This is a genomic window from Pseudomonas sp. dw_612, from assembly GCF_018449725.1.
Classification (GTDB): domain Bacteria; phylum Pseudomonadota; class Gammaproteobacteria; order Pseudomonadales; family Pseudomonadaceae; genus Aquipseudomonas.
Genome location: NZ_JAAVVC010000004.1, coordinates 160,988 through 177,727 on the forward strand (window position 1 = coordinate 160,988; position 16,740 = coordinate 177,727).

The window sequence follows — 16,740 nt, forward strand, 5'->3', positions numbered from 1 at the left end:
GCATCAACCTCGCAGATAACGCGTCGCACGTCGTCCCAGGTACTCGGCCAGGATTGCAACCAAAGAGGTCAGCAACCAATAGCTCAGCACCAACAGGGCGTAAGGCACGACGTAGGAAAAAGTGGTGGAAACGATCCGCCCGGCAGTCATGGTCAACTCGGGCACCGTTATGATTGAAGTGACCGCGCTTTCCTTGATGGTCAGCATCACCTGATTGCCCAACAATGGCAGCGCGAAGGCGAATGCCTGGGGCGCCTGGATGTGCCAGAACGCTTGACGCGCGGACACGCCATGGACCCGCGCAGCTTCAATTTGCCCCTTGGGCACGCTGGCCCAGGCAGAGCGAAACAGCTCGGCAAAATAGGCCGCGCTGTACAGCCCCAGTGAAAGAATGCTGGCCTCGACCGCTTCCAGCCGCAGGCCTAAAACCGGCAAGCCGAAATAGACAACCGCCAATTGGGCCAGGAACGGCGTGCCACGAATCAGCCAGATGTACAGCCGATAAAATCCGGAAAAAAGCGGCACTGCCAGACGCAAGGCGTTCAGCCAGAATCCCAACACCAGTCCAAACAACGCAGCGGTAAGACTGAGCCCCAGCGTCACCAACAATGCCTCACCGAAATCCGGCAGATACGTCATGAGTTCTTGCATCAGGCACGCTCCTGCCAACGGCGTTCGAGCATCCGGCCCAGCACGCTGAGCAGGCTGGTCAGCGCCAGATAAAACAAGGCGGCGACCCCATAAACTTCCAGCGGACGGTAGGTCTGAGACACCAGTTGTTGACTGACCCGCATCAGGTCGGTGATTGAGATGACCGACACCACCGCGGACACCTTGATCACATCAATCAGCTCGCTGATCAGCGCAGGCGATGTCAGGCGCAACACCTGCGGTAACTGGATGTGCATCAGGGTTTTCCATTTACCAATGGAAAACACCGAAGCGGCCTCAAGCTGCCCTTTGGGAATCGCCGCAAAGCCACTGCGCAGAATCTGTGACTGGTAAGCCGCCGTGTTCAATGCCAGCGCCAGCACAGCAGCCATCAACGGCGGCACGTCCACGTTCAACGCCGACGGCAGATAGAACAACAGCAGTAGTTGCGCGAGCATCGGCGTGCCACGGAAGAAGCTGACATAGACGCTGGCAAACGCCACCGCCGTGCGGCTGTGGCTGTTGCTGATCAGGTGAATCAGCACCCCGATGACAAAACCCAGGGCCATGCCGACGGCACACAACCACAACGTGGTCAGCGCACCATCAAGCAAAGCGGGCCAGTAAAGCGCGAAGCGTGTACTGAAGTCGTTCATCGACACGCCACTCAGATGGTCGGAACGGGCATGGCATCGGTCGGCAGGGCCATGGTGAAACCGAACCATTTTTCCTGCAGTTTCTTCAGGGTTCCGTCAGCGTTGGCGCGCGCGATGCCGTCGCTGAACAGTTTCACCAGGCTGGTACTGTCAGCGTCTTTACGACCGACCCAACCGAAATAAGTGGTCGGGCCGACCATATCCGGCAGTGTCGCGAACACACCCGGGCGGGACTTCATCAGAGGCCCAAGATTGGACAACGACTGCGCCACACCATCGAGTCGACCAGCGGCCAGGTCGGCGTAAGCCTCATCGAAACCAACGTACTCCTTGATGCGTTTGATTCCCGCCTGCCCTTGGGCCTTGAGCTTGGCATCGAAGGCTTGCAGCACCGCCAACTGACCGGAACCGGCCTGTGAGCCGACGACCTTGCCATTGAGGTCTGACAGTGACTTGATGTCGTTGGCGTCGGCACGCTTGAGCAGCGCGACGGTGGACTCGGCAATCGGCAAGGTAAAGGCAAACTGGTCGTAGCGCGCCTTGTTCGCCGTCACTGAGGTCACCACGAAATCGAACTTGCGAGTGTCCAGGCCCGGGAGGATGCCCTGGAACGGCAGGTCCAACTGGCGCACCGTCACGCCAGGCAGATCGGCGTCGAGGACATAGTGCATGAGGTCAACGCCGTAACCGACGATCTTGCCATTTTCTACTGATTCAAAAGGCGCAAAACGCGCCTCGGTGGCAACGATAATCTCCTTCTTCTCTTTAACCCGCTGCAACAAATCGTCCGCGTGGGCCATGGAGGCTACGAACAAGGTGACCAGCGACAGGGACAGTGCTTTGAGTGCGTGACGTTTCATCGGTGTTGCCTCCACTTGAATCGACGAGATTTATATTCAAGTAACTTGAATACAAATACAAAGGCATGAAACATGCCAACGCCAAAACATGATGATTCAAGTGGCTTGAATGAGATTCAAAGGAATAAATCTGTGCCAGATTTGCGCAAATCTGGCACGAAGCGCTTCAGGTCGGTGCAAAAAAGACAGCATCCGGGGCGCCCACCCGGATCAGGTGGGCCACCCCCATCACCTCAGGCCACTACGCCCAGCAACCAGGCATCCTGTTGCGCCGGCGCTATCACTTGCAGACCTACAGGAAGCCCGGCCACTCTACCGGCTGGAATGCTGATCGCCGGCAGGCCGGTGACGTTCCAAGCGCTTGTCAGACTCAGTAACGCATCGCGTACGGTTATAGACTGACCGGCAATCTCGATTTCTCGTTGGTCCAATAGCGGCGCGGTGACTGGCAGGGTCGGCATGACCAACAAATCGTAATGCTCGAACAGCTCAGCCATACGCCGCTTAAGCGTTAGCTGCGTTTGTAACGCACGAACGTACTCCCAGCCGCGTACCTGCGCCGACAGTTCGAGGCGCTCTCTTACCTCTTGCTCAAACAGTCCAGGATGCTCTTTCATTCGCTCAGCATGTACGGCATAAGCCTCTGCACGCTGCAGCGCGATCAGCGTTGCGCGCAAGTCTGGAACGAGCTGTTCAAATCCGTTGACGGGCTTGAGCTCTTGGGCAAAGCGCTCACCGGCGATACGCCTTACCTGTGACTCAATGCGTGGATCTACACCACAAAAGGCATGGCCGTCGATCCAGCCCAGGCGCAAAGCCGATCTCACTTGACCAGAAGGCATTGGCGCCTGACCGCTCAGTACCTGAAACAGCAACGCCGCATCCTCGACATGGTTGGCGATGGGCCCCACATGATCGAGACTGCTTGAAAGCGCGAACACGCCCTCAACCGACACCGCATCGAAACTGGGCTTGAACCCGACCGTGCCGCACAGGGCTGACGGAATCCGGATTGAGCCGCCGGTATCAGTGCCAACCGCTAACGGCACAAGCCCCGCCGCCACGGCTGCCGCGCTGCCAGCGCTGGAGCCGCCGGTCATGCATTGAAGATTCCACGGGTTGTGAGCGGCGCCCTGCAACGAGCGATCCCCGGTGGGGCCATAAGCGAATTCATGAGTCAGGGTCTTGCCCAGAATAACGGCACCGGCCTCGCGTAAACGCGCAACGCATCGAGCATCTATCGGCGGACGGTGCTTGGCGAAATGGGCCGAGCCGTAAGTGGTCGGCATGTCGAACGTGTCGATATTGTCCTTGATCGCCACCGGAATACCGTGCAGCGGACCGGCGTCGGCACCTGACGCAAGCGCTTGGTCGGCCTGGCGAGCCTGAGCCAACGCACCTTCTCGGTTGACGTGAACAAAGGCATTAAGCAGTGGATTGAGCCGGCCAATGCTGTCCAATGCCGCCTGAGTCAGCTGCACCGAGGTCAACTCGTTTTTGCGCAGACGTTTGCCCAAGTCGACAACCGAGACACCAAAAAAATAGCCAGGAGTATCAGGTAACACCGTGTGCATAGAGGGAATCACTCAGTGAGGGAGCAAGAGAGCATGGGGCGAAATTACGCAGTTATCCGTCGAAAATGATGAGGGAGGCCGCTCGGCTTGCCCAGGGTCTGCCGCCAGGAATTAACGGAATTACCGCCCCCCTCTCCGTACTGTTGCAAAATCTGTGCAACCGTTGGCGTGGGCGCCGGACAACCACCAACGGGAACACCTCCGGCGGCTGAACGCCTGTTTATTTGGCCAAAAAACAAAATCGCCATGTGTTTCCTTCGTTCTTCCCTACGTCGCAGTTCTTCACTGCCCGTTCCTGCACGTCTGGAGTTTCCCCATGCCCTCGCCCAAATCCCTGCCCGCCGCGCTACTGGGCCTGGCCCTTGTTTGTCCGGCGATGGCCGAAGCCGAAGGTCTGGAGCTTGGACAGGTGCTGATCGGGGCGGAGGATCGCAGCGGTGAAGACGCGTCGGTTGAGGATGCCAAAATCCGGCTCGCCCAAGTCCCCGGCGGCACCAATGTGGTTGACCTGCGGCGTCCATTGCAAGGCCGCGTGGCCAGCAACCAGGACGTGTTGGCTTATCAGCCAGGCGTTTATGCCCAGTCGGCGGGGAATGAAGGGGTGAAGATTTCGATTCGGGGCTCGGGCATCAACCGTGCACCGGGCGCCCATGCTTCGGGGTTGTACGCCATGCTCGACGGTCTGCCCCTGACCGGCCCCGGCGGCACGCCCTATGAATTGCTTGAACCGCTGTGGCTCGACCATGTTGAAGTACTGCGCGGCGCCAACGGTTTCGACCGCGGCGCCCTGGCCTTGGGCGGGGCCATCGATTACGTCAGCCACACCGGCTACGACGCACCGAAGTTGCAGGTGCGCTACGCCATGGGCAGCCACGGTTATCAGCAGCGCCAGGTCAGCTCCGGGCAAGTGCTGGGCGACTTCGACTATTACGTGTCCATGACCGACGCGAACGCCGATGGCTACCAGGATCACACCGCCAGCGAGAGCCAGGGCGTGATCGCCAACTTCGGTTATCGCTTCAACCCAAACCTGGAAACGCGCTTCTACTTGCGCTATCGCCAGACTGACAATGATCTCGCCGGGCGGGTGACCAAGCACTCCATCGAGCACGACCCACGCGCCGCCAACCCCGCTTATGTGTCACGGGACGACCGCCGTGAGCAGCCCGGCAGCACGTTCTTCGGCAACAAGACGACTTACTACATCGATGACGATTCGAGCATCCAGACCGGCCTCGTCTACCACGACTATCCGATGGACTTGCGCGAAGGGCCGAACCGGCTGAAGGTCGCCTACACGGATGTCAGCGGCACGTTCGACTATAAACGTCGCGACACCCTCTGGGGCCTGGAAAGCCGCAGCACTGTGGGGTTGCGCGTGACCAAACACCTGCCGAATGACGGTGCCAGTGAGCTGGTGCGCATTCCCACCGGCAACACCGCCGGCTACGCGCCGGGCACGCACATTCGCAACTTCACTTATCAGGGTTCGGACACTGTCCTGCATGTGGGCAATGACCTGGAAATCGCCGACGACCTGTGGCTGACCACCGGCCTCGCCGCTATCTACACCCGCCGCGAAAGCGCCGTGACCTACCCGCAAGATGGTGGCAAAACCAGCCAGAACGACTGGGACTATGCCCCGCGCCTCGGCTTGCGCTACCAGCTGACGCCGGACCTGCAACTGTTCGGCAACCTCAGTCGCTCGGTCGAAGCGCCACACCCTTGGTCGCTGATCTACAGCTCCAACATTCGATTCCCGGCCGGCAGCGGTGCCGCCACAGGTGCCCAACGCGATCCGGTCACGCTGCAAAACCAGACCGCCACCACCCTGGAACTCGGCGGCCGTGGCGACAGTGCGATGGGGCAATGGAGCCTGGCCTGGTACTACGCCCAGGTGCGCCACGAATTGCTCTCGGTGCTGCCGGATGCCAACGCCACCACGCCTTACGAACTCAACGCCAGCCCCACCGTGCATCAAGGTGTGGAAGCCAGCCTGCAGAGCAATCTATGGTCGCGGGACGATGGCGGCCAGTTGAGCCTGCGCCAAAGCTATACCTTCAGCGACTTCCACTACCGTGACGATGACCGCTTCGGCGACAACCGCTTGCCGGGCCTGCCGATGCACTACTACCAAGGCGAACTGCGCTACGACTGGCCCCAAGGTTTCTTCGCTGCGCTCAACACGCAGTTAGTGTCCAAGGTGGCGGTGGATTACGCCAACAGTTACGACGCCGACCCTTACGCCCTGTTCGGCGCGACCCTGGGTTACAACGCGCCCAAGGGCGACTGGCAGACCTGGATGGACCTGCGCAACCTGACCAACAAGTACTACGCCGCGACCGTGACGCCAGGCTACGACGACAAAGGCCAGGACGCGGCACGCTCTACGCCGGGCGAAGGTTTGGGCGTGTATCTCGGGGTGTCGTGGAGCCTGCTCTGATATCTGCGCGCGGGGCTATCAATTAATCCCCGCGACCCGACCTCCGCTGCTATCCCAGCCGCCACCCAACGCTTTATAGATCGCGACAATGCCACGGTACTGGTCGGTTTCACCCAGTGCCTGGGCATCTTCGGCGTTGAGCCGCTCGCGCTGCGCATCCAGCAACACCAGATAATCCACGGTCCCTTCCTTGTACTGGATCGCGGCGAGGTCGGCGGCGGCACGGCTCGACTCACTCTGCTTGATCAACGACAACAAACGCTGTTGGCGTTTGCCATAGTCGCTGAAGGCGTTTTCAGACTCTTCCAGCGCCAGCAGCACTTGTTGCTCATAGGTCGCCAGGGCGCCTTCGGCATTGGCGTCGGCCCCCCGGATACGCGCCCGCACGCTGCCCAGGTCAAATGCCGCCCAGGTAATGCTTGGGCCCAGAGCCCAAGCTCTGGCTGCGCTGGAACCGATCTGCGAACCACGGCCCGCCGTGAAACCAAGGAAACCACTCAGGCTCACGCGCGGGAACAAGTCGGCAGTGGCCACGCCGATTTCAGCCGTGGCGGACGCCAGCCTGCGCTCGGCGGCGAGCACATCGGGGCGCCGGCGCAGCAGTTCGGCGGGATCGCCGATCGGCAGCGCTTTGGCGATGGCCGGCAACTCAGCGGGACTCAACGAAACACTCAAGGCATTCGGGCGCTCACCCAACAGCGTGGCGATGCGGTTTTTCTGCCGCACCTGCTCCGCTTGCAGTTGCGGTACCGTGGCTTCTACCGCCGCCAAACGTGCATCGGCACGCACCACGTCGAGCTCATTACCCACGCCGGCGTCGCGCAGGCTGACCGTCACCGTGCGCGAGTCCTGCTGATTCTTCAGGTTGGCCAAGGCAATTTTTTCCCGCAGTTGCGCACCTCGTAGCTGCCCATAGGCGTCGACCAACTCGGCAATCATGGTCACGCGAAGCTGATACAAGTCCGCTGCGGCGGCGTCTTCCTGGGCGTCGCTGGATTCCAATTGGCGTTGGATGCGGCCAAACAGATCGACTTCCCAGGCCATGTCCAGCCCCAGATCGTAGCGTTCCTGATTGACCCGGCTCTCGGTCTGGCCGGGCACTTGTCCCTTTCCTTGTTGGCTGCTAACGCGGCTGGTGACCACCGGCAAATTGTCGTTGCTGACGTCATCACGAATCGCCCGGGCCGCTTTCCAGCGGGCAAACGCGACGCGCAGATCGCGGTTGCCTTCCAGGGATTTGCTCACCAACTGGTTGAGCGTGGGGTCATCAAATTGCTGCCACCACACCGTTTCAAAACGCGATTGATCGTAGTGACCGCTTTGTACCGACACGAGAGTGGCCGGCGCGGTGTCGGGGGTTTTGTAGTCTGGGCCAACGGTACAAGCGGCGAGCGCAACGACCAACAGGCTGGGTAAAAAGAGCTTCAGGGTGTTCATTAACGTGCCTCCGGATTCAATGCGTTTGCCGGGTGAAGCTCGGTGCTTTTGCGCGCGTTTTTGCGCTCGATGGAACGACGGATCAGAACAAAGAACACAGGCGTCAGCAGCAACCCGAAGAAGGTCACGCCGAGCATCCCGGAGAACACCGCGACCCCCATCGCCCGGCGCATTTCCGAACCGGCACCGCTGGACGTTACCAGCGGGATCACACCCATGATGAAGGCGAACGAGGTCATCAGAATCGGCCGCAGCCGCATGCGGCAGGCGTCCAGCACCGCGTCCAGCGGCGACATGCCCTGCTCCTGCTTGTCCTTGGCGAACTCGACGATCAGGATCGCGTTCTTGCACGCCAGGCCGACCAGCACGATCAAACCGATCTGGGTAAAGATGTTGTTGTCGCCCTTGGAAATGATCACCCCGGCAATCGCCGACAGCAGGGTCATCGGCACGATCAGGATCACCGCCAATGGCAAACTCCAGCTCTCATACAGCGCCGCCAGGACCAGGAACGCCAACAGCACGCAGAGCGGGAACACCAGCAACGCGGTGTTACCGGACAGAATCTGTTGGTAGGTCAGGTCGGTCCACTCGTAGGTCATGCCATTGGGCAGCTCTTCTTTGAGCAGCTTTTCAATCGCCGCCTGCGCTTGGCCGGAGCTGTAGCCGGGCGCTGCGCTGCCGTTGATTTCCGCGGTGACAAAACCGTTGTAGTGCGAGACGCGGTCAGGTCCGGACGTCGGGCTGATCTTGACGAAGGTGGCCAGCGGAATCATTTCCCCGTGGTCATTGCGCACTTTCAACTGGCCAATCTGCTCCGGCTCCTGACGGAATTGCTGTTCGGCCTGCACGTTGACCTGATAGGTCCGCCCGAAACGGTTGAAGTCGTTGGCGTAGAGCGAACCGAGGTACACCTGCAATGTGTCGAAAATGTCGTTGATCGCCACGCCGTGGGTCTTGGCTTTTTCACGGTCAATGGCGGCTTCGACCTGTGGCACGTTGACCGTGTAGCTGGTGAACAGGTTGGCCAGTTCCGGAACAGTGCGGCTCTTGCCGATGATGTTCATGGTCTCTTTGTACAGCTCGTCGTAACCCAGGTTGCCCCGGTCTTCGATCTGCAAGCGGAACCCACCGATGGTGCCCAGGCCTTGCACCGGCGGCGGCGGGAACACCGCGATGTAGGCGTCCTGGATGCCGCCAAATTTGGCGTTCAGAGAAGCGGAAATCGCCCCGGCGGACAGGCTCGGATCCTTGCGTTCATCGAACGGCCGCAAGCCGATAAAGGCGATGCCGGCATTCGGGCTGTTGGTAAAGCCATTGATCGACAGGCCCGGGAACGCCACGGCGCTGTCGAAGCCCGGCTCGTTCATGGCGATGGTGCTCATACGGCGAATCACGTTTTCGGTGCGATCCAGGCTGGCGGCATCCGGCAATTGGGCGAAGGTCACCAAGTACTTTTTGTCCTGGGTCGGTACAAAACCGGTGGGCGTGGTGCTGAAACCCAGGTACGTCATCGCGATCAGGCCGGCATAAACCAGCAACGCCACGCTGCTGCCACGAATGACTTTGGCCACGGCAATCACGTAGCCATGGCTGGCCTTATCGAAGAAGCGGTTGAAGGGTTTGAACAGCCAGCCGCCCAACAGGCGATCCAGCACTTTGGAGAAACGGTCCTTCGGCGCACCGTGGGCCTTGAGCAACACAGCGGCCAATGCCGGCGACAGGGTCAACGAGTTGAACGCCGAGATCACGGTGGAGATGGCAATGGTCAACGCGAACTGTTTGTAAAACTGCCCGGTCAGGCCCGAGATAAACGCGGCGGGCACGAATACCGCACACAGCACCAGCGCCGTGGCGATGATCGGACCGGTCACCTCGCCCATGGCTTTTTTGGTCGCCTCGACCGGTTCAAGTCCCGACTCGATGTTGCGTTCGACGTTCTCCACCACCACGATCGCATCATCGACCACGATCCCGATCGCCAGAACCAGGCCGAACAGCGACAGCGCATTCAACGAGAACCCGAACAGGTGCATCACGGCAAATGTACCGATCAGCGACACCGGCACCGCGACCAGCGGAATGATCGAGGCGCGCCAGGTTTGCAGGAACAGGATCACCACCAGCACCACGAGGATCAGTGCTTCGAACAAGGTGTGGACCACCGCCTCGATCGAGCTGCGCACGAAGATCGTCGGGTCATAAACGATCTCGTAGTCCATGCCTTCCGGGAAGCTTTTCTTCAGCTCCGCCATCTTCGCCCGCACCTGGTTGGAGATGTCGATCGCATTCGAGCCGGGGCGCTGGAAGATCGGCATTGCCACCGCTTCCTCGTTGTTGAGCAAGGCGCGCAAGGCGTATTGATTGGACCCCAGTTCGACCCGGGCGATGTCTTTCAGGCGCGTGATTTCGCCGTCCGGACCGCTGCGGATAATGACGTTCTCGAACTCTTCTTCGCTGACCAACCGCCCTTGGGAGTTGATCGACATCTGGAAGCTCGTGGCATTCGGCGCTGGCGGCGAACCCAGTTGCCCGGCGGCGACCTGACGATTCTGTTCGCGCACTGCATTGACCACGTCGGTCGCGGTCAGATTGCGCGAAGCGGTCTTGTTCGGATCGAGCCAGATACGCAGCGAATAGTCGCCAATACCGAACATCTTCACGTCACCGATACCGTCCAGGCGCGACAGCTCATCCTTGACGTTGAGGATCGCATAGTTGGACAGGTAGAGCATGTCGTAGCGCTTGTCCGGCGACACCAAATGCACCAGCAGTGTCAATTCCGGAGAGGCCTTGTCGACGGTGATACCGATACGCGTCACTTCCTCGGGCAGCTTGGGTTCGGTGCGGGTCACACGGTTCTGCACCTGAACCTGGGCGTTGTCCAGATCGGTGCCCAAAGCGAATGTCACGGTGAGAGTGAGTCGGCCGTCCGCCGTGGATTGCGAGGACATGTACAACATGTTCTCGACGCCGGTGATGGCTTGCTCCAAGGGGGCGGCCACGGTTTCGCCGATGACTTTCGGGTTGGCGCCGGGATAGTTGGCTTGAACGACCACGGTAGGTGGAACCACTTCCGGGTATTCGCTGATCGGTAACTGGAACAGCGAAATGGCGCCGGCAATCAGGATCAGCAGCGACAGCACTGCCGCGAAGATCGGGCGCGTGATAAAGAACTGGGAGAACTTCATGTCGGTGCTCCTTATCCGCGAGGCGCAGCGGCTGAATCGGCTTTCACCAGTGCAGGTGATTGTGCGGAAACAGGTGGATTGGAGGCTTCGATGGCCTGACGTTTTTGCGTCAGGATCGCCACGACTTCGGGACTGGCCATCGGCGCATCCTCAGGGCTGATCACCGCGCCGGGACGCACACGCTGCAAGCCGTTGATGACGATACGATCCTCTTTTTGCAGGCCGCTGCGCACGATGCGCAAGCCTTCGAGCTTCGGCCCGAGGTCGACGCTGCGATAAACGGCTTTGTTGTCCTGGTCGACCACCAGCACGAATTTTTTGCCGAGGTCGGTGCCCACCGCTTCGTCCTTGATCAGCAGGCCGGGATAGGCGGCGCTGCCCACCAGTTTCAACCGCGCATACAGACCGGGGGTGTACTGGCCGTCAGCGTTATCGAACACCGCGCGACCACGGATAGTGCCGGTCTTCGGGTTGACCTGATTGTCGACAAAGTTCATCTGCCCGAGGTGACTGTTGCCCTCCTCGTTCGACAACCCCATGTACACCGGCGTGGATTGACCGCGCAGCCCCTGGCGGGATAGTTGGCTGTATTTGAGGAACATGCGTTCGTCCGCATCGAAATAGGCGTAGACCTTGTCGGTGGAAACCACGCTGGTCAGCGCTGTGGTGTCGGCGGTCACGATGTTGCCGGCAGTGATTTCCGCCCGGCTGACACGGCCGGTGATCGGCGCAGTGACGCGGGTGAAACTCAGGTTCAAGCGGGCAAGGTCCAACTGCGCCTGAATGGCATCGACACCGGCCCTGGCTTCCTGCGCGGTGGTGGTTCGGGTGTCGGCCAGTTCGGCGGAAATCGCGTTACTGCTCAACAGCCGTTGGCCGCGCTGCGCTTCGTTGCCGGTGCGGACCAGGGTGGCGCGCGCCTGTTGCAGCTGCGCTTCGATGCGATGCACTTCGTGTTCAAAAGGACGTGGGTCAATCTGGAACAGCAAATCGCCCTTCTTCACCAGCGCGCCGTCAGTAAAGGCTACGCGATCAATCTGCCCGGTTACCCGTGGACGAACTTCTACGGTTTCCGGGGCTTCCAGGCGAGCGGTGACTTCGTCCCATTCGGTAATGGGCTGCTCAAGCACTTTGGCCACGGTAACGTGCGGCGCACCCGGCGCCTGGGCGGCAGTAGGTGAACGTTCACAGGCGGTAAGCACCACCAGCGCCAACGCAGCAAGGGGATAACGCAAAGGTTTGAGTGACTGTTCCATGGGGGTAGTGTCCGCCAGACGGTTTAGGAATTTCCGGATTCTCAGCCTCGCGCGAGGTCGCGACGAATTGATCGGAGTGAAGTTGGCTATCATCATTAATGATATGCGTCATGTTTAAGGGCAAAAAAAGGGATTGACTCGTTTAAACCCTGGTATCCGTGAGCACCGTGCAAACGCAATCCAGCGCCGGCCCCAGCGTCTGCGCCGCATTCAATGCCCGCTCGGTGGGCACCATCCTGCGACCGATGCGCTCGAACAAAGGGTCGTTGAACAGCTTTCGCAAACGCACCAGCGCCGCACTGACCGCAGGTTGTCCCAGCGATAATTGCTTGGCCGCGCGGGTGAGATTGCGCTCCTGGATGAGCGTCTCGAACACCACCAACAGATTCAGATCGATACTGCGCAGATCATTACGTTTCATGAGTCCGGTCCACGTAGAGATTTTCGACTTGAGCCACAAGCTCGGGATCCCCCAGACTTGCGCCGATACGGGCAAAGCCATTGCAGCGACTTTATATTACGAACATAATCATTACCAGCCTCTCAGCAAAGCTTTTCCCAAGCAACGCCGAACTGGCCACAGGAGCAGTCTCATGAAAGTCACGAAAGACCAGGCCGCCGCGAACAAAGAAGCCATTCTTGCGGCCGCGTCGCGGCTGTATCGGGAGAAAGGTATCGACGGCATCGGCATTGCTGAACTGTCGCGTTCGGTGGGCCTGACCCATGGCGGCTTCTACGGACAGTTTCCGGGCGGCAAGGAACAACTGGCCTCAGAGGCCGTCAGCCGGACGTTCGAGTCCAATATCCAGGACTGGCAAAACGCCAAATCCATTCCCGAACTGATCAAGGGCTACCTGACGCAAGCGCATCTGGATAACTGGTCCAAAGGCTGCCCCATCCCCGCGCTAGGCGCCGATGTGGCCCGGACGGGGGGAACTGTCAGCAAGTCCTTCACCCAAGGCGTCGAGCGTTTGATCGGAACGTTGATGGCGCTGATCGAGGGGGAAGACCAAGACGCGAAGTACCAGGAATCACTGCGCATCCTGTCTTCCATAGCGGGTGCAATCCTGATTGCCAGAGCGCTGGACAACCCTGAGTTGTCCGAACAGATCCTGCAGTCAGTCATCAATGGGTGGCCTGTCATTCCCGAAACGGAAGAGACGGTTGTCGAGTGCTCAAAGGATGAGGCCTGAGCCCGTTTCCGGGCCCGTATCAGCAGATGGATCGGTGGTTGGCGCACAGTCTGTGCCGACCGCTCGCCAAGTTCATTCACCGTTGCGCACGTCCGGCTTACTTAACCAAGAAGAAAGAAACTACCAGCGCTTGGTCCCTCTCAACTGACGATATCCAACCGCTCGCTGGTTTATTCACTGATCACATGCTTGCGGCAACCACAGGTACAGATCAGTTCGTGGATGACTTCAATGCGCGGCAGATCGGCAGACAAAGCTTTCATCCAGCGCCCGTGGCCTGTTTGCCGACGATCAGGCTCAGGTTGTGGCCCTTGAAGAAACGCACCTGCCGACCTCCCGATCGGTCAGCAAGGAGTTCGGAAATAGTGCAGTCCCAGGGCGCGGGAGCGCGGCATATGCATTTTCATGTCGGCTCCCTCGCAGTTCATGGTTTGACCACCGCTTTAAGGCCGTAGCCGTCGCCAGTGCGGAAGGTTGGCAGCGCAGCGGAGTTCACGTAACGCACCCCGTCCCAACTCGGCAGCGGTGTCGGCATTAACTGGAATTGCCCGGGTTTCTCAATGTCCCAGCGCAGCAGCATCGAGTTGTCCTCATGCTGAGTGTTGTGACAGTGCTCCATGTACGTCCCGGCGAATTCGCGGAAGCTGATCGCTATTTCGACGTTGTCCAGGCCATCCTTTTCCGGGCCGATGCGGTACACGTCCTTGCGTGCCCATTTTTCCCATTCCGGTGGGACCTTACCACCGCGACTGAGGATGATCCCCTCCTCGAAATGCACATGCACCGGGTGGCTCCAGCCCTCGCCGCCGAGCTTGATGTTCCACACCTCCAGGGTGCCGAAACCGGTAACACCGGCATCGGTGGGGCCACTGGCCAGTTGGGTCGAGGTGTTCAAACGCCGTGGGTCCATGCTGAAACCGAACCCGCCATCGGTCTTGACCGTCCACGGTGCTTCATCGGTGCCGTCGGAACGGCCGAATGTGTATGTGCGGTGACGGGCTTGAGCCAGCAGCGCCTTATCGGCGGCGTTGTCGCGATGGATTTTCAGCGGGATCATCACCAGGCCTTCAGCCTTGCCCGGTTTGGCTGGTTCATAAGCAGCCGGGTCCATGGCCAGGTCCTGGCCGGTGTACGCCTTGACGTTGAACTGCAACACCTTGCCTACCGCTGGATCACCGTCCTCCCACTTCGGCCCCTTGCTGGTTTGCTTGAGGATCGCCCGGTATTTCTCGGACAGCACGTCAGCCAGGGAGGCGGGCTCTTCCGGGCCCTTGCCGTCTTCGTGCACCAGCAGGTTGACGAAGAACAGCTTGTCCCCCGGTTTGATCCCGTTTTTCGCGAAGTTGACGATGATGTCGAAACGCTCGGCGATGCCCATGGTTGGCAGGATCGCGTTGTGGTTCTGTTTATCGCCGTCGGCATCCAGGTCCATGCTGCCGTCGAACGGTACGCTGTGTTCCATGATGTTGCCGTCGTTGGCAATCATGTGGAACGGCACGCGGGCAAACGACACGCCCGACCCGGCGGGCCCTTGAAACTCCCCGCCAGTGCCCTTGATCTCGCGCACCAGAGCCAGTTTGAAGTAGCGCGACACTGAGCCATTGAGCATGCGGAACCGATAGCTGCGGGCACGCACATCCAGACTCGGTTTCCACTGCCAGTTGACCAGCACCTGATCACCGAGGAAGCCGTCGGTATTGAACGGGTTAAACCATAGTTGGCCGTTCTTATCCCACGCCTTGTCTGCAAACAGCAGGTTGACGTCGTAGTCGCGATTACCCCACGGCAAGGCGCTGCCGCTGGGGAAACGCAGATTGACGCCGTCGTTTACCGATTCGTTGCCGCGGTCCAGGGCGCTGTAGTAATTCATCATTGCCGCGTTGCCCTTGTAGACGTTCTGCGCGGTGAAATCGAGCATGTGGTCGTGGAACCAGTGAGTGCTCATGGTTTCGCGCCAGTCACCGCGGATCTTGATCGTGCCGTTGTTGCAGGTCTTGCGGCTGGGGGTGAGGTCGTTGGTCCACAGGGTTTCGCCCGGCGAGCATGGAAATGCTGCACGCGGGTCTTCAGCCTTGGTGTTGATGCTGTCGTAACCGGCCAACTGGATCGGCCAGCGATAGTCGTAAAATTGCCCCGGGAAGAAAAACGCATTGGCATAACCGTCGCTTTCCGCCGGTGCATGACCGTTGTGTTCGTGGGTGGTGATGGTGTGCAGGCCAAAACCCATGTTGGCCGACGGGTCGATCGGCAAGCCATTGTAGTGGCGCATCAACACGGGTTGCCCGTAACGCACCATCAGCAATTTGGGCGGCACAGTGCCGTCGAAGGTCCACACCGAGTTGTGATTCTGTATCGGCATTTTCGGGTGGAAACGCGGACTGACGCCCTTGGCGGTGCCATCGGTCGCCGGTACGCCAGCCACGTTGTGATAGAGGCCGCCGGGGCCAAACTCGCCCAAGGCATAGCCGTGCATCTGACGACTATCACGCCCACCGGTATTCAACCGTGCGCCGGTTTGCACGGTTTTGTAGGCCACTTGCGGGTAAAACTCGTTCCAGCGCTGGTGCGACCAGCCTTTTCCTGGCGGACGGCCTTCAGCCGACGAACCGATACGGCGGTTGAGAAAAAATTCGATCTGCTTCTGCCACGGGTTACGGTCGACCACGTTGGAGTACTGGTTCGGGAACGGGGTCAAGCCCGGTTGACGCATGAAAGCGTCGAGCGCCGCACTCGACGGGGCGCTACGAGCGGCGCTGGTGGGATCTTGTTGCGGCAGCGGGCCAATGGCCGCCGGCGGAAACGGCAATGGCGCCGCCGGGGTGGTGGGGTCGAGTTTTTCCGGGCCGAATTCTTCGAACAGCACCAGTTGCTGAGTGAACGGCAGAGCCCCGTACAGTGGGCTGGGTTTTCCGTTGGTAGGGTAATTGAAACTGGTCTGCACCGCCGGCGGCAGGATGTTTTCCTGGCGTGTGGTGCTTTTGCTGCCTTTGACGCCCGCCGGCAAGTCGAAGGAATCGAGGTTAGCCGGGGGCATGGTCAAAATGGCGTTCAAGGCTCCTGCTTTGTCAGCCGGTTCATCGTGGTAAGCCGAGGGGTCGGAAGGTTCTGGCTGTCGCTCGTCATCGATGGGGCTGGCACGCAGAGTCGCTGTGCCCAGCGTCATTGTCAGTAGGACGCTCAGAGGCGTCAACAGGCCGAACCACTTGCAGGGGTGCCGCGCTTTTGTGTCCATCACCAGCCGCCTCGAAGTTGTGAAGGGGTAATGGGGGTTGTGCAAGTACCTCGCCAGACTTGTAGCCTTTTTTAAGAAAGTATTAATACTGAACAAACTAACGTGTTATCAGCATCACTTGCCGTGACCGGGGAAAACAACTGGGGGATGTCACCCGTTAACGGGTAAAGTTCACACCCGTTTTCAGGAAACCCATTTAAACGGCCGGCAGAAACAACCCCCAATACCCAACTAAAGTCACCTGTAA

The 16,740-nt window shown here is 59.8% G+C and carries 11 protein-coding genes; 2 read left to right on the forward strand and 9 right to left on the reverse strand.

Annotation, left to right across the window (positions count from 1 at the left end; all coding sequences use genetic code 11):
* Positions 1–3: 3 nt before the first annotated feature.
* The 4 genes from HB680_RS08470 to HB680_RS08485 form a co-directional block, all read right to left on the reverse strand.
* Positions 4–651 (reverse strand): amino acid ABC transporter permease, encoded by a 648-nt coding sequence (locus HB680_RS08470; RefSeq protein WP_213938057.1) that lies wholly within the window; start codon positions 649–651, stop codon positions 4–6.
* Positions 651–1,307, reverse strand: coding sequence for an amino acid ABC transporter permease (locus HB680_RS08475; protein WP_213938058.1), 657 nt, complete (start codon positions 1,305–1,307; stop codon positions 651–653). Before HB680_RS08475 ends, HB680_RS08470 begins: the two co-directional genes overlap by 1 nt.
* 11 nt (positions 1,308–1,318) lie before the next feature.
* The gene (locus HB680_RS08480) at positions 1,319–2,167 is read right to left on the reverse strand and encodes a transporter substrate-binding domain-containing protein (RefSeq protein ID WP_213938059.1); all 849 of its coding nucleotides are present in this window, start codon (positions 2,165–2,167) and stop codon (positions 1,319–1,321) included.
* Between the two features lie 233 nt (positions 2,168–2,400).
* The gene (locus HB680_RS08485; protein WP_213938060.1) at positions 2,401–3,741 is read right to left on the reverse strand and encodes an amidase; all 1,341 of its coding nucleotides are present in this window, start codon (positions 3,739–3,741) and stop codon (positions 2,401–2,403) included.
* A gap of 316 nt (positions 3,742–4,057) precedes the next feature.
* On the opposite strand from HB680_RS08485, the gene HB680_RS08490 reads away from it, so the two are divergent.
* Positions 4,058–6,184 carry a TonB-dependent receptor gene (locus HB680_RS08490; RefSeq protein ID WP_213938061.1) on the forward strand — a complete coding sequence of 709 codons (2,127 nt, stop codon included), beginning with the start codon at positions 4,058–4,060 and terminating at the stop codon, positions 6,182–6,184.
* Positions 6,185–6,202: 18 nt separating this feature from the next.
* On the opposite strand, the gene HB680_RS08495 is transcribed toward HB680_RS08490, so the two are convergent.
* The 4 genes from HB680_RS08495 to HB680_RS08510 form a co-directional block, all read right to left on the reverse strand.
* Entirely contained in the window at positions 6,203–7,621 is a 1,419-nt protein-coding gene (locus tag HB680_RS08495) for a TolC family protein (protein ID WP_213938062.1), read from the reverse strand.
* Positions 7,621–10,812, reverse strand: coding sequence for an efflux RND transporter permease subunit (locus tag HB680_RS08500; RefSeq protein WP_213938063.1), 3,192 nt, complete (start codon positions 10,810–10,812; stop codon positions 7,621–7,623). Before HB680_RS08500 ends, HB680_RS08495 begins: the two co-directional genes overlap by 1 nt.
* Before the next feature lie 11 nt (positions 10,813–10,823).
* Positions 10,824–12,068, reverse strand: coding sequence for a multidrug efflux RND transporter periplasmic adaptor subunit MexE (mexE, locus tag HB680_RS08505; RefSeq protein ID WP_213938064.1), 1,245 nt, complete (start codon positions 12,066–12,068; stop codon positions 10,824–10,826).
* Between the two features lie 142 nt (positions 12,069–12,210).
* Positions 12,211–12,489, reverse strand: a complete 279-nt coding sequence (locus HB680_RS08510) for a LysR family transcriptional regulator (RefSeq protein WP_213938065.1) — start codon at positions 12,487–12,489, stop codon at positions 12,211–12,213.
* A 172-nt stretch (positions 12,490–12,661) separates the two neighbouring features.
* On the opposite strand from HB680_RS08510, the gene HB680_RS08515 reads away from it, so the two are divergent.
* Entirely contained in the window at positions 12,662–13,261 is a 600-nt protein-coding gene (locus HB680_RS08515) for a helix-turn-helix domain-containing protein (RefSeq protein WP_213938066.1), read from the forward strand.
* Between the two features lie 424 nt (positions 13,262–13,685).
* On the opposite strand, the gene HB680_RS08520 is transcribed toward HB680_RS08515, so the two are convergent.
* On the reverse strand, positions 13,686–16,493 hold the full coding sequence (locus HB680_RS08520; protein ID WP_213938067.1) for a multicopper oxidase domain-containing protein: 2,808 nt from the start codon (positions 16,491–16,493) through the stop codon (positions 13,686–13,688).
* Positions 16,494–16,740 lie beyond the last annotated feature (247 nt).

What these genes read in the sequence shown, in the direction of transcription:
- HB680_RS08480 (WP_213938059.1), bottom strand. Translation starts at nt 2,167, where the DNA reads ATGAAACGTCACGCACTCAAAGCACTGTCCCTGTCGCTGGTCACCTTG.
- HB680_RS08495 (WP_213938062.1), bottom strand. Translation starts at nt 7,621, where the DNA reads ATGAACACCCTGAAGCTCTTTTTACCCAGCCTGTTGGTCGTTGCGCTC.
- HB680_RS08485 (WP_213938060.1), bottom strand. Translation starts at nt 3,741, where the DNA reads ATGCACACGGTGTTACCTGATACTCCTGGCTATTTTTTTGGTGTCTCG.
- HB680_RS08475 (WP_213938058.1), bottom strand. Translation starts at nt 1,307, where the DNA reads ATGAACGACTTCAGTACACGCTTCGCGCTTTACTGGCCCGCTTTGCTT.
- mexE (WP_213938064.1), bottom strand. Translation starts at nt 12,068, where the DNA reads ATGGAACAGTCACTCAAACCTTTGCGTTATCCCCTTGCTGCGTTGGCG.
- HB680_RS08510 (WP_213938065.1), bottom strand. Translation starts at nt 12,489, where the DNA reads ATGAAACGTAATGATCTGCGCAGTATCGATCTGAATCTGTTGGTGGTG.
- HB680_RS08470 (WP_213938057.1), bottom strand. Translation starts at nt 651, where the DNA reads ATGCAAGAACTCATGACGTATCTGCCGGATTTCGGTGAGGCATTGTTG.
- HB680_RS08515 (WP_213938066.1), top strand. Translation starts at nt 12,662, where the DNA reads ATGAAAGTCACGAAAGACCAGGCCGCCGCGAACAAAGAAGCCATTCTT.
- HB680_RS08490 (WP_213938061.1), top strand. Translation starts at nt 4,058, where the DNA reads ATGCCCTCGCCCAAATCCCTGCCCGCCGCGCTACTGGGCCTGGCCCTT.
- HB680_RS08500 (WP_213938063.1), bottom strand. Translation starts at nt 10,812, where the DNA reads ATGAAGTTCTCCCAGTTCTTTATCACGCGCCCGATCTTCGCGGCAGTG.
- HB680_RS08520 (WP_213938067.1), bottom strand. Translation starts at nt 16,493, where the DNA reads ATGGACACAAAAGCGCGGCACCCCTGCAAGTGGTTCGGCCTGTTGACG.